This window comes from Pseudonocardia charpentierae, from assembly GCF_031845345.1.
Taxonomy (GTDB): domain Bacteria; phylum Actinomycetota; class Actinomycetes; order Mycobacteriales; family Pseudonocardiaceae; genus Pseudonocardia; species Pseudonocardia charpentierae.
The window spans coordinates 155,489-172,093 of the sequence record NZ_JAVREJ010000013.1 but is presented as its reverse complement, the minus strand read 5'-3'; the positions used below and the strand labels follow the sequence as shown (position 1 = coordinate 172,093).

General features: G+C 71.1%; 16 protein-coding genes and 1 pseudogene. 7 read left to right on the top strand and 10 right to left on the bottom strand.

What is annotated here, in order from left to right; all coding sequences use genetic code 11:
* Positions 1–64 precede the first annotated feature (64 nt).
* Positions 65–856: a CDP-alcohol phosphatidyltransferase family protein gene (locus tag RM445_RS19005; RefSeq protein ID WP_311558013.1), complete on the top strand. Its 792-nt coding sequence runs from the start codon at positions 65–67 to the stop codon at positions 854–856.
* Entirely contained in the window at positions 853–2,586 is a 1,734-nt protein-coding gene (locus tag RM445_RS19000; protein WP_311558012.1) for an alkaline phosphatase family protein, read from the top strand. Before RM445_RS19005 ends, RM445_RS19000 begins: the two co-directional genes overlap by 4 nt.
* 283 nt (positions 2,587–2,869) lie before the next feature.
* On the opposite strand, the gene RM445_RS18995 is transcribed toward RM445_RS19000, so the two are convergent.
* Entirely contained in the window at positions 2,870–3,568 is a 699-nt protein-coding gene (locus RM445_RS18995; protein ID WP_311558011.1) for a YceI family protein, read from the bottom strand.
* Positions 3,569–4,041: 473 nt separating this feature from the next.
* Between RM445_RS18995 and RM445_RS18990 the strand changes: the two genes are divergently transcribed.
* From RM445_RS18990 to RM445_RS18980, 3 genes and pseudogenes are all read left to right on the top strand, one after another.
* A complete protein-coding gene (locus RM445_RS18990) occupies positions 4,042–4,812 on the top strand; it encodes an SDR family oxidoreductase (protein WP_311558010.1) in 771 nt (256 codons plus the stop codon).
* A gap of 35 nt (positions 4,813–4,847) precedes the next feature.
* Positions 4,848–5,174 carry a DUF1905 domain-containing protein gene (locus RM445_RS18985; protein ID WP_311558009.1) on the top strand — a complete coding sequence of 109 codons (327 nt, stop codon included), beginning with the start codon at positions 4,848–4,850 and terminating at the stop codon, positions 5,172–5,174.
* 5 nt (positions 5,175–5,179) lie between these two features.
* Positions 5,180–5,999 (top strand): annotated as a pseudogene (locus RM445_RS18980) (alpha/beta fold hydrolase).
* A gap of 74 nt (positions 6,000–6,073) precedes the next feature.
* Here RM445_RS18980 and RM445_RS18975 read toward each other — a convergent pair.
* The 7 genes from RM445_RS18975 to RM445_RS18945 all read right to left on the bottom strand — a co-directional run bounded on the left by RM445_RS18975 (position 6,074) and on the right by RM445_RS18945 (position 13,799).
* On the bottom strand, positions 6,074–6,835 hold the full coding sequence (locus RM445_RS18975) for an SDR family NAD(P)-dependent oxidoreductase (RefSeq protein ID WP_311558008.1): 762 nt from the start codon (positions 6,833–6,835) through the stop codon (positions 6,074–6,076).
* A 43-nt stretch (positions 6,836–6,878) separates the two neighbouring features.
* Entirely contained in the window at positions 6,879–7,751 is an 873-nt protein-coding gene (locus tag RM445_RS18970; RefSeq protein ID WP_311558007.1) for a sugar phosphate isomerase/epimerase family protein, read from the bottom strand.
* A gap of 36 nt (positions 7,752–7,787) precedes the next feature.
* Positions 7,788–8,831 (bottom strand): transketolase family protein, encoded by a 1,044-nt coding sequence (locus RM445_RS18965; RefSeq protein ID WP_311558006.1) that lies wholly within the window; start codon positions 8,829–8,831, stop codon positions 7,788–7,790.
* Positions 8,828–9,745, bottom strand: coding sequence for a transketolase (locus RM445_RS18960; RefSeq protein ID WP_311558005.1), 918 nt, complete (start codon positions 9,743–9,745; stop codon positions 8,828–8,830). Before RM445_RS18960 ends, RM445_RS18965 begins: the two co-directional genes overlap by 4 nt.
* A 1-nt stretch (position 9,746) precedes the next feature.
* A complete protein-coding gene (locus tag RM445_RS18955) occupies positions 9,747–11,150 on the bottom strand; it encodes an MFS transporter (RefSeq protein WP_311558004.1) in 1,404 nt (467 codons plus the stop codon).
* A gap of 241 nt (positions 11,151–11,391) precedes the next feature.
* Positions 11,392–12,063: a GntR family transcriptional regulator gene (locus tag RM445_RS18950; protein ID WP_311558002.1), complete on the bottom strand. Its 672-nt coding sequence runs from the start codon at positions 12,061–12,063 to the stop codon at positions 11,392–11,394.
* 68 nt (positions 12,064–12,131) lie between these two features.
* Positions 12,132–13,799: an ATP-binding protein gene (locus RM445_RS18945; protein WP_311558001.1), complete on the bottom strand. Its 1,668-nt coding sequence runs from the start codon at positions 13,797–13,799 to the stop codon at positions 12,132–12,134.
* 210 nt (positions 13,800–14,009) lie between these two features.
* On the opposite strand from RM445_RS18945, the gene RM445_RS18940 reads away from it, so the two are divergent.
* A complete protein-coding gene (locus RM445_RS18940) occupies positions 14,010–14,600 on the top strand; it encodes a DUF937 domain-containing protein (RefSeq protein ID WP_311558000.1) in 591 nt (196 codons plus the stop codon).
* 39 nt (positions 14,601–14,639) lie between these two features.
* Here RM445_RS18940 and RM445_RS18935 read toward each other — a convergent pair whose 3' ends face one another.
* Complete coding sequence (locus tag RM445_RS18935; protein WP_311557998.1) at positions 14,640–15,248, bottom strand: DUF459 domain-containing protein; 609 nt, start codon at positions 15,246–15,248, stop codon at positions 14,640–14,642.
* Between the two features lie 19 nt (positions 15,249–15,267).
* Entirely contained in the window at positions 15,268–16,233 is a 966-nt protein-coding gene (locus RM445_RS18930; RefSeq protein ID WP_311557997.1) for an o-succinylbenzoate synthase, read from the bottom strand.
* A gap of 151 nt (positions 16,234–16,384) precedes the next feature.
* Between RM445_RS18930 and RM445_RS18925 the strand changes: the two genes are divergently transcribed.
* Entirely contained in the window at positions 16,385–16,603 is a 219-nt protein-coding gene (locus tag RM445_RS18925; protein WP_311557995.1) for a hypothetical protein, read from the top strand.
* Positions 16,604–16,605: the final 2 nt, after the last annotated feature.

The window sequence follows — 16,605 nt, the reverse complement described above, 5'->3', positions numbered from 1 at the left end:
CATCTCATCGTCCGCGCTGACCTTAACCCCCATCCCATCGCATCCCGTTGGACGAAGGGTATTCATGATCCCGACGCCGCCGCTTCGCCACCGGGTCGACCGGCAGCTGGCCCTGGGCGCCGCCGCGCAGCTCACCGTGCTCGCCTCGCTGGGCGCCACCGCTGGCCTCGGCCCCTTGGGATGGCTGGTGGGGACCGCCTACATGGCGGCGCTGTGGATCCTGCTCGCCGGCGCCGCCCGCCGGGCCGGGTCGACGACCCTGGGTCCTGCGGACCTGATCACGCTGGCGCGGTCGGTGCTCGTCGGCGGGGTGGCCGCGCTCGTCGCCCAGGGGATCGCCGGCGGCGTCACACCAGTGGTCACCCTGGTCGTGCTCGCCGCGGTGGCGTTGGCCCTCGACGGCGTGGATGGCCAGGTGGCCCGGCGAACCAAGACGGTGTCGGCGCTCGGGGCCCGGTTCGACATGGAGGTCGACTCGTTCCTGGTGCTCGTGCTGAGCATCCACGTGACCGCGTCGGTGACTCCGTGGGCGCTGGCGATCGGCGCCATGCGCTACGTGTACGTCGCCGCGAGCTGGATGCGGCCGTGGCTGCGCGGAGCCCTGCCGACGCGGTACTCGGCGAAGGTCGTGGCGGCATCCGCGGGAGTCAACCTCGTCGTCGTCGCGGCCGGGCTGCTGCCGCACACCCTGGCGGTGGTGCTGGTGCTCGCCACGCTGGGCGCGGTGAGCTGGTCGTTCGGGCACGGCGTGGCTTGGCTGTGGCGGGCACGCGGTGTGCGCGCCGACGACGGCGCCGTCGCACCGGTCGCGTTGTCCGGCCCCCTGCCCGCACCGCGGTCCGAGCCGGCCCGATGACCGCCGTCCACATCGAGGAGCCCCCGGCTCCACCGGACGCACCGAGGAACCGCGGGACGCGGCTCCTCAAGCGCCTGCATGTGCTGCGCGTCGCGACCCTCCGTCGCGTCGGGGGCCGCGTGCTCACCGTCCTGGCCGCGCTGGTCGTGTTCGTCGCGCTCGTCATCCCTCGCGAGCTCGCGATGATCACACCGTGGGCCCTGCTACGCATCCCGGTCGAGGCGATCGTCGGCGTCGTCCTCGTGCTCGCGCTGCCCCGGCGCCTGCGGTCCTGGGTCGCCGGCGCCTGCGGCGCCGTGCTCGGCGTGGTGCTGATCCTCAAGGCGCTCGACGTGGGCTTCCTGTCCGTGCTCGGGCGACCGTTCGACCCGGTCCTCGACTGGGTGCTGCTCGACAACGCCCGGGAGTTCCTCCACGGCTCCTTCGGCCCGACCGGGGCGATCGGCGCCACGGTCGCCGCCGTGCTGCTGGCCGTCCTCGCCGTCGCGCTCATGGCGCTGGCCGCACGACGGCTGAGCCGGGTCGTCGGTCGGTACCGCAGCGGCGCGACCCGCGCGGCCGCCGTGCTGTCCGTCGTCTGGCTCGCCGCGTTCGCGCTGAGCCTGCAGATCGTCGAGCCGGTCCCGGTGGCCTCCCGCAGCGCGGCGGCGCTGGTGTACGAGAAGGCGAAGCAGGTCCCCGTGAGCCTGCGCGACGAGCGCGAGTTCGCCGCGCAAGCGGCGAGCGACTCGCTGGCCCCCGCCGCCGTCGCTGCGCAGGAGGAGATGCTGGCGGGGCTGCGCGGCAAGGACGTCCTGCTGACGTTCATCGAGAGCTACGGCCGCAACGCCGTGGAGGACCCGCGCTACGCCCCGCAGGTCGACGCCACGCTGCAGGCCGGCATGGCGCGTCTGGCCGCGGGCGGGTACGCGGCGCGCAGCGGCTGGCTCACCTCCCCGGTCTCCGGGGGCAGCAGCTGGCTGGCCCACGCGACGCTGGTGTCCGGCCTGCGGATCGACAACCAGCAGCGCTACCGCAGCCTGGTGTCCAGTGACCGCCTCACGCTGTCCAAGGCGTTCCAGAGCTCCGGCTGGGAGACCGCGAACGTCATGCCGGGCACGGACCGGGCATGGCCCGAGGCCGCCTACTTCGGCTTCGACCGCGTGCACGACGGGCCGGGCCTGGGCTACCAGGGCCTCGACTTCGCCTGGTCGCCGATGCCCGACCAGTACGCGCTGGCCCAGTTCCAGCACCGGGAGCACGGGCGCACCGACCGCGGCCCGCTGATGGCGCAGCTCGAGCTGACCTCGAGCCACGTGCCGTGGTGGCCGTACCCGAAGCTCGTCGACTGGGACGCCATCGGCGACGGCTCGATCTTCCGCGCGCAGGTCGAGGGCGGCGAGCCGCCCGAGAAGATCTGGAAGAACGACGACCGGATGCGTCAGGCCTACCGCGACTCCACCGTGTACTCGCTGGAGACGGTGCTCTCCTACGTCGAGCGCTACGGGGACGACCGGCTCGTCATGGTGTTCCTCGGCGACCACCAGCCGGCGTCGATCATCACCGGGGAGAACCCGAGCCACGACGTACCGATCACGATCGTCACCCGCGACCGTGCGGTGCTGGACCGGATCGCGGACTGGCGATGGGCCGAGGGCCTCAAGCCCGGCCCCCAGACCCCGGTCTGGCCGATGGATGCGTTCCGTGACCGGTTCATGTCGGCGTTCGGTGCGGCCCCGACGCCGCGGTAGTCGGCAGCGGTCTTCAGCTTGGCGACGGCGGGCTGGTTGCCCGCACCGAGGACGGGGGGACAACGGCGGCGGCGAGGACGGTCCTGGGAACGTGGGGCTACCGCGGCTACGCGCGCCGAACCATCGAGCCGGCTCTTGGGCACATTCTCGCTGACAAGAATCTCCGCGCAGGTGCTTGGTGTGGTGGGCGGAGTAGGGCGCCGACGGCGACCGTGAGGCGGAGCTGAACACCACGTTCGCCGACGGCGTGTACGCCGGGGGATCGCCGGGCTGCGGACGGCGCTCAGCTTGTAGGGCTCAGCATCAGCAGGAACTCGATCTCGCCCGTCGGGTCCACCCGCACGACGTTGCCGAAGTTCGGCGGCTCGATCCCGAAGTCGGTGAACGTCACCGGGACCGCGCCGCTGACGTCGATGGTGTCGCCGTCCCGTAAGGCGGTGAGAGGGAAGGTGACCTCCCGGGTCACGTCCTTCACCGTGAGCGTGCCCGTCGCGTCCACCGTGACCGGGGCGCCGCGCACGAACTCCGCGCCCAGGTCGACGGGCCGCGTAAGGGTGAACACCGCGTTCGGGTACCGGGTGGTCTCCATGATGTTCGCGGTGAAGTAGTCGTCCCGGCGGCTCTGGTCGCTGGTCACGGTGCGAATGTCGACGGTGATCTCCCCGGCCGTGACCCGGGTGTCCGCGAGCTGGACCGAGCCGGTCACGTCCGGCGTGCGGCCGACGGCGTCGACCCGCTGCCCGCTCAGCAGCTCGCCGACCCGGTACCCGGCCTCCGAGCCCGGCCCGACGGTGAAGGCGTTCGCCAGGTCGTCGACCGGCGCGGCAGTCGACACCCCGGTCGGGGGCGGGCCCACCGACAGCGGTGCCGCCGCCTCCGGGGCGATCCAGCGGGCGTAGACGAAGGGGCCGCCGATCGCCAGCACGGCGACCAGCACCACCGCACCGACGAGATAGGCCTTCCAGTGGGCGCGCAGCTTCATGGTCTTCCTGATTCGTCGACCGTTCAACGGTGAAGGCTACTGGCACGGACCGAACGGGGCAGATCCTCATACGAGTAGGCGACACTCAACGACGCCACACTCTCCCCGAGCGTGTCAGCGTCAACTGCGTCCGGCTGGGCGGCGGCAAGTATCTCCTCGGAGTCCTTGACCGACAGGGCGAGAAGCGAAGCGAGCACGTCCGCTTCTCCATCTCGCGTTCCTGGTTGCCGCGATCCCAGGCCGCGAGCAGGTCGACGCTCGTAGAGGACGTAGAGGCGAGTGTTGGCGGCCTTCCAAACTGGCTACGCGGGTTCGATTCCCGTCGCCCGCTCCATGCCGCTGAGCAGCCGGAATATGCTCGGCGAGAAGCAAACTGCGCTTGCGGTGCACTGAGAATTCCTCCTTCTTCTTGAATCGGCAGAAGTCGTCCAGTACGTCTTGGCGGCGGACGTCGATGAAGGGACGCTGGGCTGATGGATCTCCGACTGACCGGACGGCGTGCGCTGGTTCTGGGCTCCACCGGCGGGCTGGGGCTCGCGGTGGCGACCGCGCTCGCGCACGAGGATGCCCGGGTCGTGTTGTGCGGGCGGCGGGGTGAGCGGGCCCGAGAGCTGGCGGCAGATCTGCCCGGGGCGGCCGGGCTCGCGGTCGACCTGACCCGCGACGGGGTCGACGGGTTGGTCGCCGATGCGGAGGCCGCGGTCGGGCCGCTCGACATCGTCGTGCTCAACTCCGGCGGACCCCCGCCGGGTGGCGCCGTCGGCCTGAGCACGGACGCCGTCCGCGCGGCGGTGGAGACCCTGCTACTGCGGCAGGTCGAGCTGGTCGCGGCCGTCCTGCCGGGAATGCGGAGCCGGGGGTGGGGCCGGATCCTCGCCATCGGGTCGAGCGGGGTTCAGGCCCCGCTGCCCGGCCTTGTGCTGTCCAACATCGGGCGCGCGGGCCTCGCCGGCTACCTCAAGACCCTCGCGAGCGAGGTCGCGGCCGACGGGGTGACCGTCAACATGCTGCTCCCCGGCCGGTTCGACACCGACCGCTCCACCGCCATCGACGGCGGGCGAGCGGAACGGGAGGGCATGTCGCTCGAGGAGGTCCGCGACGAGTCGCAGCGGTCGATCCCCGTCGGGCGCTACGGGGACCCCGCGGAGTTCGGCGCTGTCGCAGCCTTCCTGTGCAGCGGCCCCGCCTCCTACCTGACCGGCGAGCAGGTCCGTTGCGACGGCGGCTACGTCGCGTCCTACTGACGTGCGCGAACGCGGCCGGGCGATAGCGTGATCTCGTGGACCTGGAGTTCAGCGCCGAGTTGTGGGAATGGCGGGGGCCGGCTCCGTTCTACTGGTTGACCGTCCCCGAGGACGGCTGCGCCCATGTCCGCGCCGAGGCCGCCGGGACGTCGTACGGCTGGGGGGCGGTCCCGGTGCGTGCCCGCATCGGGCGCACGGAGTGGGAGACCTCGCTGCTGCCCAAGGACGGCGGTTACGTCCTGCCCGTCAAAGATGCGGTGCGCAAGGCGGAACGGGTCGACGAGGGCGACACGGTCTCGGTGGCGATGCGCGTCGCTCCCCGTAGCGGTCGTCAGGCGAACGGCACGGGCCCGACCTGCTGATCGACATGGTGTCGACCACCGACGGCACGGAGATCTTCTACAAGGACTGGGGTTCGGGTCAGCCGATCGTGTTCAGCCACGGCTGGGCCGCTGTCCGCCGACGACTGGGACACGCAGATGCTGTTCTTCCTGCAGCACGGGTACCGGGTCGTCGCCCACGACCGGCGGGGGCACGGCCGTTCGACCCAGACCGGCGACGGTCACGACATGGATCACTACGCCGACGACCTGGCCGCGCTGACCGCGCACCTGGACCTCCACGACGCGGTACACGTCGGCCACTCGACCGGCGGCGGCGAGGTGGCGCACTACATCGGCCGCCACGGTGAGGCCCGCGTGGCGAAGGCCGTGCTGATCAGCGCGGTGCCGCCGCTGATGGTGCAGACCGAGTCCAACCCCGGTGGGCTGCCGAAGAGCGTGTTCGACGGCCTGCAGGCCCAGCTGGCCGCGAACCGTTCGGAGTTCTACCGGGCGCTGGCGTCGGGGCCGTTCTACGGGTTCAACCGGCCGGGTGTCGAGCCGTCGGAAGCGATCATCGAGAACTGGTGGCGCCAGGGGATGATGGGCGGCGCGAAGGCCCACTACGACGGCATCGTCGCCTTCTCGCAGACCGACTTCACCGAGGACCTCAAGAAGATCACCGTGCCCGTCCTGGTGATGCACGGCGACGACGACCAGATCGTGCCCTACGCCGACTCCGGGCCGCTGTCCGCGAAGCTCGTCCAGAACGGGACCCTCAAGACGTACGCGGGCTTCCCGCACGGCATGCCGACGACGCAGGCCGACACCATCAACGCCGACCTGCTCGCGTTCATCCGGTCGTGACGGAGTGATTGCTCCGAGCGCACGAACGCGGCCGGCATCCCACGAACGGGATGTCGGCCGCGCCGGCTTCTGCATCAGTGGATGTGCGCTCCGCCGTTGACGTCGTAGGTGGCGCCGGTGATGTAGCCCGACTCCTCCCGGCACAGGTAGGTGATCAGGTCGGCGACGTCCGCCGCCCGACCCTTGCGGCCCACCGGAACCCCCGCGAGGACCTGCTTCTCCTTCTCGCCGACGAGCTTGCCTGCGGTGATGTCGGTGTCGATCAGCCCGGGTGCGACGGAGTTGACCGTCACGCCGTTCGGGCCCAGCTCGCGGGCCAGTGCGCGGGCGAACCCGAGCTGGCCGGCCTTCGCCGCCGAGTAGGCGACGCCGCCGAACACGCCGCCACCGCGCTCGGCCGAGACCGACGACAGGAACACGATCCGGCCGAAGCCGCGCTCGACCAGGCCCGGCGCGAGGCGGCGGGTGACGTTGTAGGAGCCGCGGACGTTGACCGCGAAGATGCGCTCCCACTCCTCGGAGGTGACCTCCAGGAACGGCGTCGGCGAGGTGATTCCGGCGTTGTTGACCACCGCGCCGACCGGCGGGACGGCGCCCTCGACGACGGCGAGCGCGGCCTCGACCGACGCGGCGTCGGTGACGTCGCAGCCGACACCGACGGCCTGGACGCCGTGCTGCTCGGCGATCTCGGTGGCGACGTCCTTGGCGCCCGCCTCGTCGAGGTCCAGGACGGCGATGTTCCAGCCGGCGGCGGCGAGGGCGTGGGCGGTGGCGCGGCCGATGCCGCGCTTCGATCCGGCGCCGGTGACGACGGCGGTCTTGTCCGAGACGGACATGGGTCTCCTCCAGAAAGGGGTGTGGTCGAGCAGGATCGGGCTGTCAGGCGGCCTGAAGCAGCGCGGTGATGTAGCGGCCGGCCCGGCCGGCCTCAGCCGGGCGGTCGGCGTCGTCGATGTCGCGGGTTTCCAGCTCGAGGCTGTAGTGGCCGGTGTAGCCGGCGGCGGTCAGCGCATCGACGGCCGCCGGGAAGTCGACCTTTCCGCGACCGATGCTGATGTTGATCTGGCCGGGTAGCGCATCGCGCAGGTGCACGTGACGGATGCGGTCGCCGAGCCGGCGGACTGCGTCGACCTCGTCGTCGCCCACGGCGACGACGTGACTGAGGTCCAGCACCGCCCCGACCGGCGCCGCTCCGGCGACGCGATCGAGGGCCTCGTAGAGCATCTCGGCCCGGTCGAGATCACGGCACAACCGGTTCGAGTACGGAGCCTCCACCAGCAGCGACAGGCCCGCCTCGCCGACGATCCCGGCCGCGGTGCTGACCGTGCGGGCCACTGTGGCGATGTCTTGGCGCAGCTCGGTGCGCGGGGTCGTGCCCTTCCGACCGCTGGGCAGCATGATCGTCGACGTGCCCACCGCGTGTGCCAGCTCCACGAGGGTCCCGAGCCGGCGACGCAGCTCCGGTTCGTCGAGCTCCGGGTCGTCCATGTCGGCGACGTCGGCGTTGATCAGCCGCACGGCCACGCCGCTGTCGCGGATCTGCCCGGCGAGCACGTCGACCAGCTCGGGCGGCAGCGGTGTGGGAACGTGCTGGCAGGTGCCCGGCAGCGACCCGAGGTCGGTCTCCCCGAATCCGAGCGCGGAGATCTCGGCTAGCGCTCCGGGCAGGTCCCACGCCCGGAACGAGATGGTGGAGCAGCCGAGCCGGCCGTCGATCGACCGGACCGGCACGGCTGCGTCCTGGGGGTGCATTGTCGACTCCTTCGATCGGCTCTGATCGGTGGCCGGTCAGACGGTGGGCGGAGCGGGATCGACCGAGGCGGTGAGTCCGCCGAGCTCGGCCTTGACCTTGCTGACGATCGCGTCGGTCGACAACCCGTAGCGGTCGTGCAGGGTGGGCAGGGCGCCGGCGGCGAGGAACTCGTCGGGCAGCGCGATCGGGACCACCCGGGAACCGACTCCGGCGTAGGCGATGGTCGACGCGACGGCTTCGGAGAGCCCGCCGATGACGGTGTGGTTCTCCAGGGTGACGACGAGCCGGTCCGTGCGGGCCACGCGCAGGATCGCCTCGCGGTCCAGCGGCTTGATCGTGGGCACGTGCAGCACGGCGACGTCGACGTGGTCGGCCTCGAGGCGGGCGGCGGCCTGCAGGGCCCGCATCGTCATCAGGCCGGTGGAGATGAACACGACGTCGCGGCCGGTGCGCAGCTCGGCGGCCTTGCCGAGCTGGAAACGGTAGCCGTACTCGTCGAGCACCGTGGGCACCTGCCCGCGGAGCAGTCGCAGGTAGGTCGGCCCGTTGTGGTCGGCCAGCTGCGGCACGGCTTGGCTGATGTCGACCGAGTCGCAGGGGTCGACGATGGTCAGGTTGGGGCAGCCGCGCAGGATCGCGAGGTCTTCGGTGGCCTGGTGGCTGGGTCCGTAGCCGGTGGTCAGGCCGGGCAGCGCCCCGACGATGTTGACGTTGAGGTTGGGCTCGGCGATGTCCAGGCAGAGGAAGTCGTAGGCGCGGCGGGTCGCGAACACCGAGTAGGTGGACGCGAAGGGCACGAGCCCGACCTCGGCGAGGCCGGCTGCGGCGCCGAACATCGCCTGCTCGGCCATGCCCATCTGGAAGAACCGCTCCGGGTGGGCGTCGCGGAAGATGTGCATGTCGGTGTACTTGGCCAGGTCCGCAGAGAGCCCGACGATCTCCGGTCGCTCCTGGGCCAGCTTGGCGAGAGCGTGCCCGAACGGGGCGCTCGCGGTCTTCTGGCCGGGGTCGGCGAAGGAGGCGATCATCGCCGACGTGGTCAGCCGCTTCTTCTGCGGAGCGGCGCTGGTGGTGGTCATCGGTCGGATCCCTCGGTGTCGGTGGCGGAGCCTGCGGCGTTGAATCCCTCGGCGAGCTGGTCGCGGGTGGTCTGCCACTCCTCGGCGCCGACCCGCATGAAGTGCGCCTTCTCCCTGGTCTCCAGCAGCGGCACCCCGCGGCCGATGCGGGTGTCGCAGATGATCACCGAGGGTGCGCCCTTGTGGGCGCGGGCCTCGTCGAAGGCGTCGACGAGGGCTTCGATGTCGTTGCCGTCCACGCGGATCGCGTGCCAGCCGAAGGCCCGCCACTTGTCTGTGACCGGCTCGGTGCGCAGGATGCCTTCGGTGGGCCCGTCGGCCTGCAGGGCGTTGACGTCGACGATCGCGGTGACGTTGTCGAGGCCGTGGTGGGCGATCTGCATGGCCGCCTCCCACGTCGAGCCCTCGTCGAGCTCGCCGTCGGAGAGCAGGTTGTAGACACGGGCGGGGTTGCCCAGGTGGCGCAGCCCGAGCGCCATCCCGGTGGCGACGGTCAGGCCGTGGCCCAGCGAGCCGCCGGAGATCTCCATGCCCGGGGTGTAGGACGCCATGCCCGACATCGGCAGCCGCGACTCGTCGGACCCGTAGGTCTCCAGCTCCTCGACCGGGATGATCCCGGCCTCGGCCAGCGCGGCGTACAGGGCGATCGCGTAGTGCCCGATCGAGAGCAGGAACCGGTCGCGGCCGTCCCAGTGCGGGTCCTCCGGGCGGTGGTTGAGCTGGTCGGTGTAGGCGACGGCGAGGACGTCGGCGACGCCCAGTGCCTGGCCGATGTAGCCCTGGCCCTGCACCTCGCCCATGTTCAGCGCGTTCAACCGGATCCGGTAGGCCGCGGCGCGGAGCTTCTCGATCCGCTGCGCCCGGTCGGTCACGGCGGTGGTCACGGTGGTCTCCTGGGAAGTGGTCGTGGTCATGTCAGCTCCCGCTGGTCGAATCGGTCGTGCGGCGGGCCGGCTCGACGCCGTCGGCCTTGAGAGCGCGCTCGAGGGCGGCGACCTCGTCGCGCTCGGCGCGACCCCAGGTCTCCCGGGTCACCAGTGCGGCGACCAGGCCGAGCAGCCCGTAGAAGCTGAACAGGACGGCCGGGCCGATCCAGCCGGTGCTGATGTAGAGCGCGGTCGCGATCAGCGGGGTGAACCCGGAGACGACCGCGGACATCTGGTAGGCCAGCGAGGCGCCGGTGGTGCGGGTGTTGGCGTTGAACAGCTCGCAGAACCAGGCGCCCTGCACCCCGGCCAGCGAGTTCTGGCAGACCGAGTAGCTGATGACGAACGCGACGATGATCAGGACCGCGGATCCGGTGTTGACCACCAGGAACATCGGGATGCCCCAGGCGATCATGATCACGGTGCCCAGGATGTACACGGGGCGACGGCCGATCTTGTCGGTCCAGGCGCCGAAGAAGGTGGTGGCGAAGATGCCGATCGCGGCGGCGATCATCGTGGCGGTCAGCGTGGTCGACCGCCCGGCCAGCTTCTCCTCGTTGATGTAGGACAACATGAAGGTGACCGACACCGCGTAGCCGGCGGTCTCGGCGATCCGCAGGCAGAACGCACGCAGGATGTTCTTCCAGTCGTCGCGCAGAACCTCCTTGAGCGGGTTCTTCGACAGGTCGCCCTCTTCCTTGAGCTCCTCGAACTCCGGGGACTCCTCGACCTTGAGCCGGATGAAGATGCCGACGATGATCAGCACCGCGGACAGCAGGAACGGCACGCGCCAGGCCCACTGCTCACCGAGCGGGACGCTGATCAGGAACGCGAAGTTGGCCAGCAGCAGCCCGACCGGGAACCCGGCCTGCGTGACCCCGGTGTAGAGGCCCTTCTTGCGCCAGGGGGCGTGTTCGAAGGTCATCAGGATCGCCCCGCCCCACTCGGCGCCGAAGGCGAGGCCCTGGATGACGCGGACGATCACCAGCAGGATCCCGGCCCACACGCCGACCTGCTGGTAGGTGGGCAACGCGCCGATCAGCACCGTCGCCGCGCCCATCAGGAGCAGCGAGCCGACGAGCACGGGCTTGCGGCCGATCTTGTCGCCGAGGATGCCGCCGATGATCCCGCCGAGCGGGCGCACCGCGAACCCGATGCCCAGGGTCGCGAACGACAGCAGCGTCCCCGACAGCGGGTCGTTCGCCGGGAAGAAGACCGTGTTGAAGTACAGCGCCGCGGCGATGCCGAAGCCGATGAAGTCGTAGGTCTCGATCATTGCCCCGATCGAGGAGCCGGCCGCGACCCGCTTCTTCATCGGCGTGCCCTCGATGGGGTGCCACTGGGCCACTTCCGCGAGATGCGGGTCCCTCAGTGGAGGCTGTTGTTCGGTCATGATGATCTCCGGTGATCAGGAGGACTCGGACGGGGGAAGAAGGCGCGACTGCGGCTGATCCCCAACAGTTGACTGTTAACAGTCGACCGATGACGAGAAGAGTGAGGCATGGCGGTAGAGGTGTCAACGCCCCTGCGCGACGCTCACCCGAACGGCGGCTTCGTACCCGCCTCGGCGTTGTCGCAGGTCAGCGCCTCAGTGATCGACTATCGCCACCGACGTCAAGCGTCCAGCGGCTCGATCAGGCGTCGTCGTCCGACGGTGCATACTGCTGAGCCGCCGCCGCCATGTGGTGCTCGATCACCGATCTGGCCGCCTCCACGTCGCCGCGCTCGATGGCGTCGACGATCGGGGCGTGCCGGGTTCGCGCCATCATCGACGGTGTGTCGACGGATTCGCAATTCATGATCGTGACGCGGATGCGGCCCTCGAGGTAGCGCCATGCCTCGACGAGCACCGCGTTGCCGGAGAGTTCGCACAGCAGGAGGTGGAAGCCGAGGTCGGCCTCCAGTCGGGTCGTGAAGTCGCCGGCGTCGTCGGTGTCGGCGAGGCGGGACAGCGCCTCACGCAATGCCAGAACGGCCTTCTTGCGCTGCGGCGAGGCGATGATCTCCGAGAGGGCGAGCCCCTCCAGCGCTGCGCGCACGCGGAACAGTTCACGGACGTCTCGCGGGGAGATCGTGCTGACGCGCAGCATGTTGCGGTTGCTCGCGGTCACCAGCCCCTCTTGCTGCAGGTGCCGCAGTGCTTCGCGCACCGTGCCCCGGCTGATCCCCAGGTTGGTCGCCAGCTCCACCTCGCCGAGGTGATCGCCCGGCCGGTACTGGCCTGACGTGATCGCCGACCGCAGTGCCTCCAGCGCGCGTTCCCGCAGAGTGCTGCGGTCCAGGTTGACGAGGGGTTCGGCAGTCACGGGGTGGACCTCCTTGCTCATCACCGAGCATAGCGGTCCGGTTGTCAACAATTGTACAAGAGCCGAGATCAGGTAGGACGCGCTTCGATCATGTCGGCGACGGCTGTCCGGAGCAGCGCCAGGTGCGCGTCCGTCGGTGGGACGCGACCGAGCAGCAGGGCGGTGACGAAGAGGGCGTTGAGCGGCGCGGTGATGTCGGTGTCGGCGCGAGCGTCGAGCAGCCGCTTCACCGCCGTGCTCGACGCGTTCAGTACCAGCACCCCGCGCACGTCGACGGGGGAGCGCTCGTCGGCAGGCCACCACAGGGCGGCCCGGTCGGCCGGCTCGAAGCTCGCCACCTGGACGGACACGCTCTCGTCGTACAACGCCCGGTCGGCCTTCATGATCAACGCCACCGCCCGCTGATCCGCCAGCGGCACGGGACGGGCCAGGGCGATCACGTCGTGCGCCGTGACCTCACGGAAGTGCTTGTCCTCGTCGACGACCCGCAGCAGATCGGCCTCGTGCGCACCGCTCGCGTCGACGAGCAGCACGCCCGCGTGGACCGCGACGTCACGCAGAGCGTGGTAGGTGTCCGTCTCGCGGACGTAGCGGACGGGGCCGGGACTGTCGAGGAGTTGCTGGATGGTGCGGTCGCCGATCGTGGTGCGGTAGGGCAGCGTGGAACGCAGCAGCTCGCGGACGTCGGACTCCTGGACCGCCAGTGCCTTCAGTCCGTCGGCGTGCAGGGAGACGATGTCGCGGTAGACCTTCGGGTACATGCCGTGGACCAGGATCAGCTCGCTGAGCAGCCGGAACCCGATCCGCCTGCGCGCGAACTCCAGCGCGCGCGACTCCTGGAGGCCCTCCCGTGCCGCCGTCAGCGGCAGCTCGCCGACATCGATCACGGCGCGGCAGAAGAACGCCCACCGGGGAACGACGAGATCGTCCGTGTCGGCGACGAGCATGCCCTTGGAGTAGATCCGGTCGCCGGTGCGGTAGCCGGGCTGGGCCGTATAGGGCAGGACGAAGGCCGCCCCCGTCACGTCGGTCGACGACGAACCCAGCGGGATGACGCCCATCGGGTCGAAGCCGAAGTTCTCCTGGCACCAGGCGAACTGCTCGTCGGGCGTGAGCTTCCACGGCGGCACCTGCTGGGAGACGAGCGTGTCGCCGACCCACACGGGAACGTCGAGCAACGCGAAGAACTCGCTCGCGAAGCCGCGGACCGCGTCGTCGTCGCACCACCGGTGGGCGCGGTAGCGCGGGTGCAACCACACCTCCGTACCCGGTCCGGGCAGCTGTCGTGCGGTCTCCTGGATGGTGAAGGTCCCGTCGCTCGACCCGACCCAGCGCATCGTGGGCGCGTCGGGAGTGCGGGCCGAGCGCGACACGACCTCGATGGAGTCGGCAACGAGAAAAGCGGACAGCAGGCCGATCCCGAACTGCCCCAGGAAGTCGCGCCGCGCCATCGCGAAGTCGTCGCGCTTCGACGTGCTGCCGATCATCGAGAGCAGATTGCGCATGTCGTCCGCCGTGAGTCCGATGCCGTTGTCGCGGACGATCAGCGGATACGTCCCCCACGCCGGCTCGATCTCGATGAGGCCCTCGACGTCGTGGCCGAGCTCGGCCCGGGCGGTGACGGCGTCGCGGGCGTTCTGCACCAGCTCGCGCAGATACACGCGCTCGCTGCTGTAGAGGTGGTGCCCGATGACGTCGACGATGCCGCGAAGGTCGACCCGGAACTGCTCACGCACGCGCCGTCACCGCCTCCTCGCAAGCCATTGCCGCTCGCTCGACGCCGCTCGTTGTGGCAAAGGGTAACAGTGCGCATAGTGCGATCGGGTGATTACTCCTTCGCGGAAGGGTGACGGGTGGTCCACATGGTTCGACCCCCGGCGCAACCGAAGGCACCGAGAATTGATCTTTCGACGATCCGGAAAGCCGGAACCGCTAGCGTGACGTTCATGACTGCTGTCGACGACATTCTTTCCCGGATTCCGCTGGCCGACCTCGCCAACCGCCTCGGCGTGGACGAGGGCACCGCCGAGGAGGCCACCCGGCAGGCGTTGCCCGCGCTGCTCGGGGGGATCCAGGCCAACACCGCGGATCCGGGCGGCGCCGAGTCCTTCGCCTCCGCCGTCCGCCAGCACGACAACGACCTGGTCGAGGGTGGGGTGAACCTCGACGGGGTCGACGAGAAGGACGGCGAGCGGATCGTCGGCCACGTCTTCGGCGCCCAGCAGCAGCAGGTCGTCCAGCAGCTCGGCACGACCGGCGGGTCGTCCACCACGCAGGACCTCATGGGCAAGCTCCTGCCCATCCTCGCGCCGATCGTCATGGCCTACCTCGCGAAGCGGCTCGGCGGCGGAGCGGCCGCGGGCGGGCAGCAGCAGGGCGGGATCGGCGACCTGCTCGGCAGCGTCCTCGGGGGGATGGGCGGCCAGCAGGGCCGGCCGCAGCAGGGTGGCCAGCAGCAGGGCGGGCTGGGTGACATGCTCAACGGGCCCCTCGGCGATCTGCTGGGCGGACTGCTCGGCGGGGGCCGTCGCGCCTGACCCACGGCCTCGCGGGCGCGACGGCCCACCAAGGCGTGATCAGTCCGAGAGCAGCCACTCCTGCCACACCGGCTCCACGAGGTCCGCGAGCAGGTCGTAGCCCGCCGCCGCGGGGTGCGCGCCGGCGCCTGCCGCGACCTCGTCCATCCACACCGGTGCGTCCCGCAGGGGCGCGAACACCGTCACGAACGGCGCCCCGGTCTCCGCGCAGACCGCGGCGAACTGCTCGTCCAACGCCGCGATCCGCCGGTTCTGCACCGGGTCGGCCACCGGCGGGGGCCCGACCATCAGCACCGGCAGGCCCGCCGCAGCAGCGTCGGCGAGCAGTGTGTGCAGGTTCGCGACGCTGTACTCCGGGGCGACCCGCGTGGCCCGGCCGTCGTCCGTCGTGTCGTTCACCCCGAACGAGACGACCAGCCGCTCCTGGGCGCCCGCGCCCCGACGCACCGCGACCTCGTCCGCCCAGCGGCGGATGATGTCGTCGCTCGTGTCACGCCGGACCCCGAGGTTGTAGGCCGTGATCGGCGCTCCGATCCGGTGCGCCCGCTCGGCCAGCCGGCCCACCCATCCCCGGTGCTGGGGGTCGCCGACTCCGGCGACGAAGGAGTCGCCCACGAAGAACACCCGCCGATCCGCGCTCGGAGCCACGGCGCATTGTGGCAACCGATCAGGATTTTTTCAGTGCCGACAACTCGGCGACCCGAGTGAGCCGGTCGCGCCACCACCGAGCCCGCTCGGGATCGGTCATCGCGTGGGCGTCGAGCAGGGCCGGGTCGGGGACCGGGGGAGTGCGGGGGACCGCCAGCCATCCGTCCACCGGACGCAGCGCGGCCGTGTCGGGCACGAGATCGCCGTCGAGCAGCGCCAGGGTCCCGAGCCCGCACGCGAACTCCAGCTCCGGCAGTGCAGCCGCCAGTGCGAGCTCGGCCGCCAAGCCGACGCTGGTCTCCAACGCCGACGACACGACGCACGGCAGGCCGGCGGCCTCGGCGACCTGCAGGGCCCGGGCGACCCCGCCCAGCGGCGTGCACTTGAGCACCGCGACGTCCGCGGCGCCCGCGACCGCCACTCGCAGCGGGTCGTCGGCGCGCCGGATCGACTCGTCGGCCGCGATCCGCACGTCCACCCGCCTGCGGACGGCGGCGAGCTCGTCGATCGTGCGGCAGGGCTGCTCGGCGTACTCGAGGCCGCCCGCGGCCCGGTCCAGCGCGCGGAGGGCCGCGACGGCGGTGTCGACGTCCCAGGCCCCGTTGGCGTCGACGCGCACGGCGCCGCCGGGACCCAGCGCGTCGCGGACCGCCTCCACCCGGGCGATGTCGTCGGCCAGCGACCCCGGGTGGTCGGCGACCTTGACCTTCGCGGTGCGGCAGCCCGACCGGGCCGCAGCCGCGTGGGCCTGCTCCGGGCCGACCGCCGGCACGATCGCGTTCACCGGCACCGCGTCGCGGACGGGCGCGGGCCACCCGACGGTGGCCTGCTCGACGGCCGCGGCGAGCCAGGCGGTCGCCTCGGCGTCGCCGTACTCGGGGAACGGGCAGAACTCGCCCCATCCCGCCGGGCCCTCGACGACCAGGCCCTCCCGGGAGGTGATGCCGCGGAACCGCGTGTGCAGCGGTATGGCGTAACTCCGCACGGACGTCAAGCCCTCAACGCCGATCTCACCCAACAGAAGGTCGATAGCGCCGAGCGTACCGATCGGCGCTGCCAACGGGCTTCTCGCTCGTTGGACCTCAGTGTCGGGGTCGGAGACGGCGACGGTGTCGCAAAGGATGGGGGCAACGGTCATGGGTGTGGCGACGATCGAGGGGTACGAGATCGGCAACGCGGTGGAGGCCGCCATCCGGTTCGTGGCCGAACAGCCTGGTGGGGCCCGTCGGATCTTGCTCGAGCACCACCGCCGCGACGACGGCCAGTGTGCGGGCTGCCTGACGGTGCCGGTCTCGTGGCCGTGCGTCGTCGGCGTGATCGCGACGAAGGCGCTGCCGCTCGAGTCGGCCCGCTGACC

Excerpts from the sequence above, each read along its gene's own strand:
- RM445_RS19005 (WP_311558013.1), top strand. The coding sequence starts at position 65 with ATGATCCCGACGCCGCCGCTTCGCCACCGGGTCGACCGGCAGCTGGCC.
- RM445_RS19000 (WP_311558012.1), top strand. The coding sequence starts at position 853 with ATGACCGCCGTCCACATCGAGGAGCCCCCGGCTCCACCGGACGCACCG.
- RM445_RS18995 (WP_311558011.1), bottom strand. The coding sequence starts at position 3,568 with ATGAAGCTGCGCGCCCACTGGAAGGCCTATCTCGTCGGTGCGGTGGTG.
- RM445_RS18990 (WP_311558010.1), top strand. The coding sequence starts at position 4,042 with ATGGATCTCCGACTGACCGGACGGCGTGCGCTGGTTCTGGGCTCCACC.
- RM445_RS18975 (WP_311558008.1), bottom strand. The coding sequence starts at position 6,835 with ATGTCCGTCTCGGACAAGACCGCCGTCGTCACCGGCGCCGGATCGAAG.
- RM445_RS18970 (WP_311558007.1), bottom strand. The coding sequence starts at position 7,751 with ATGCACCCCCAGGACGCAGCCGTGCCGGTCCGGTCGATCGACGGCCGG.
- RM445_RS18965 (WP_311558006.1), bottom strand. The coding sequence starts at position 8,831 with ATGACCACCACCAGCGCCGCTCCGCAGAAGAAGCGGCTGACCACGTCG.
- RM445_RS18960 (WP_311558005.1), bottom strand. The coding sequence starts at position 9,745 with ATGACCACGACCACTTCCCAGGAGACCACCGTGACCACCGCCGTGACC.
- RM445_RS18955 (WP_311558004.1), bottom strand. The coding sequence starts at position 11,150 with ATGACCGAACAACAGCCTCCACTGAGGGACCCGCATCTCGCGGAAGTG.
- RM445_RS18940 (WP_311558000.1), top strand. The coding sequence starts at position 14,010 with ATGACTGCTGTCGACGACATTCTTTCCCGGATTCCGCTGGCCGACCTC.
- RM445_RS18925 (WP_311557995.1), top strand. The coding sequence starts at position 16,385 with ATGGGTGTGGCGACGATCGAGGGGTACGAGATCGGCAACGCGGTGGAG.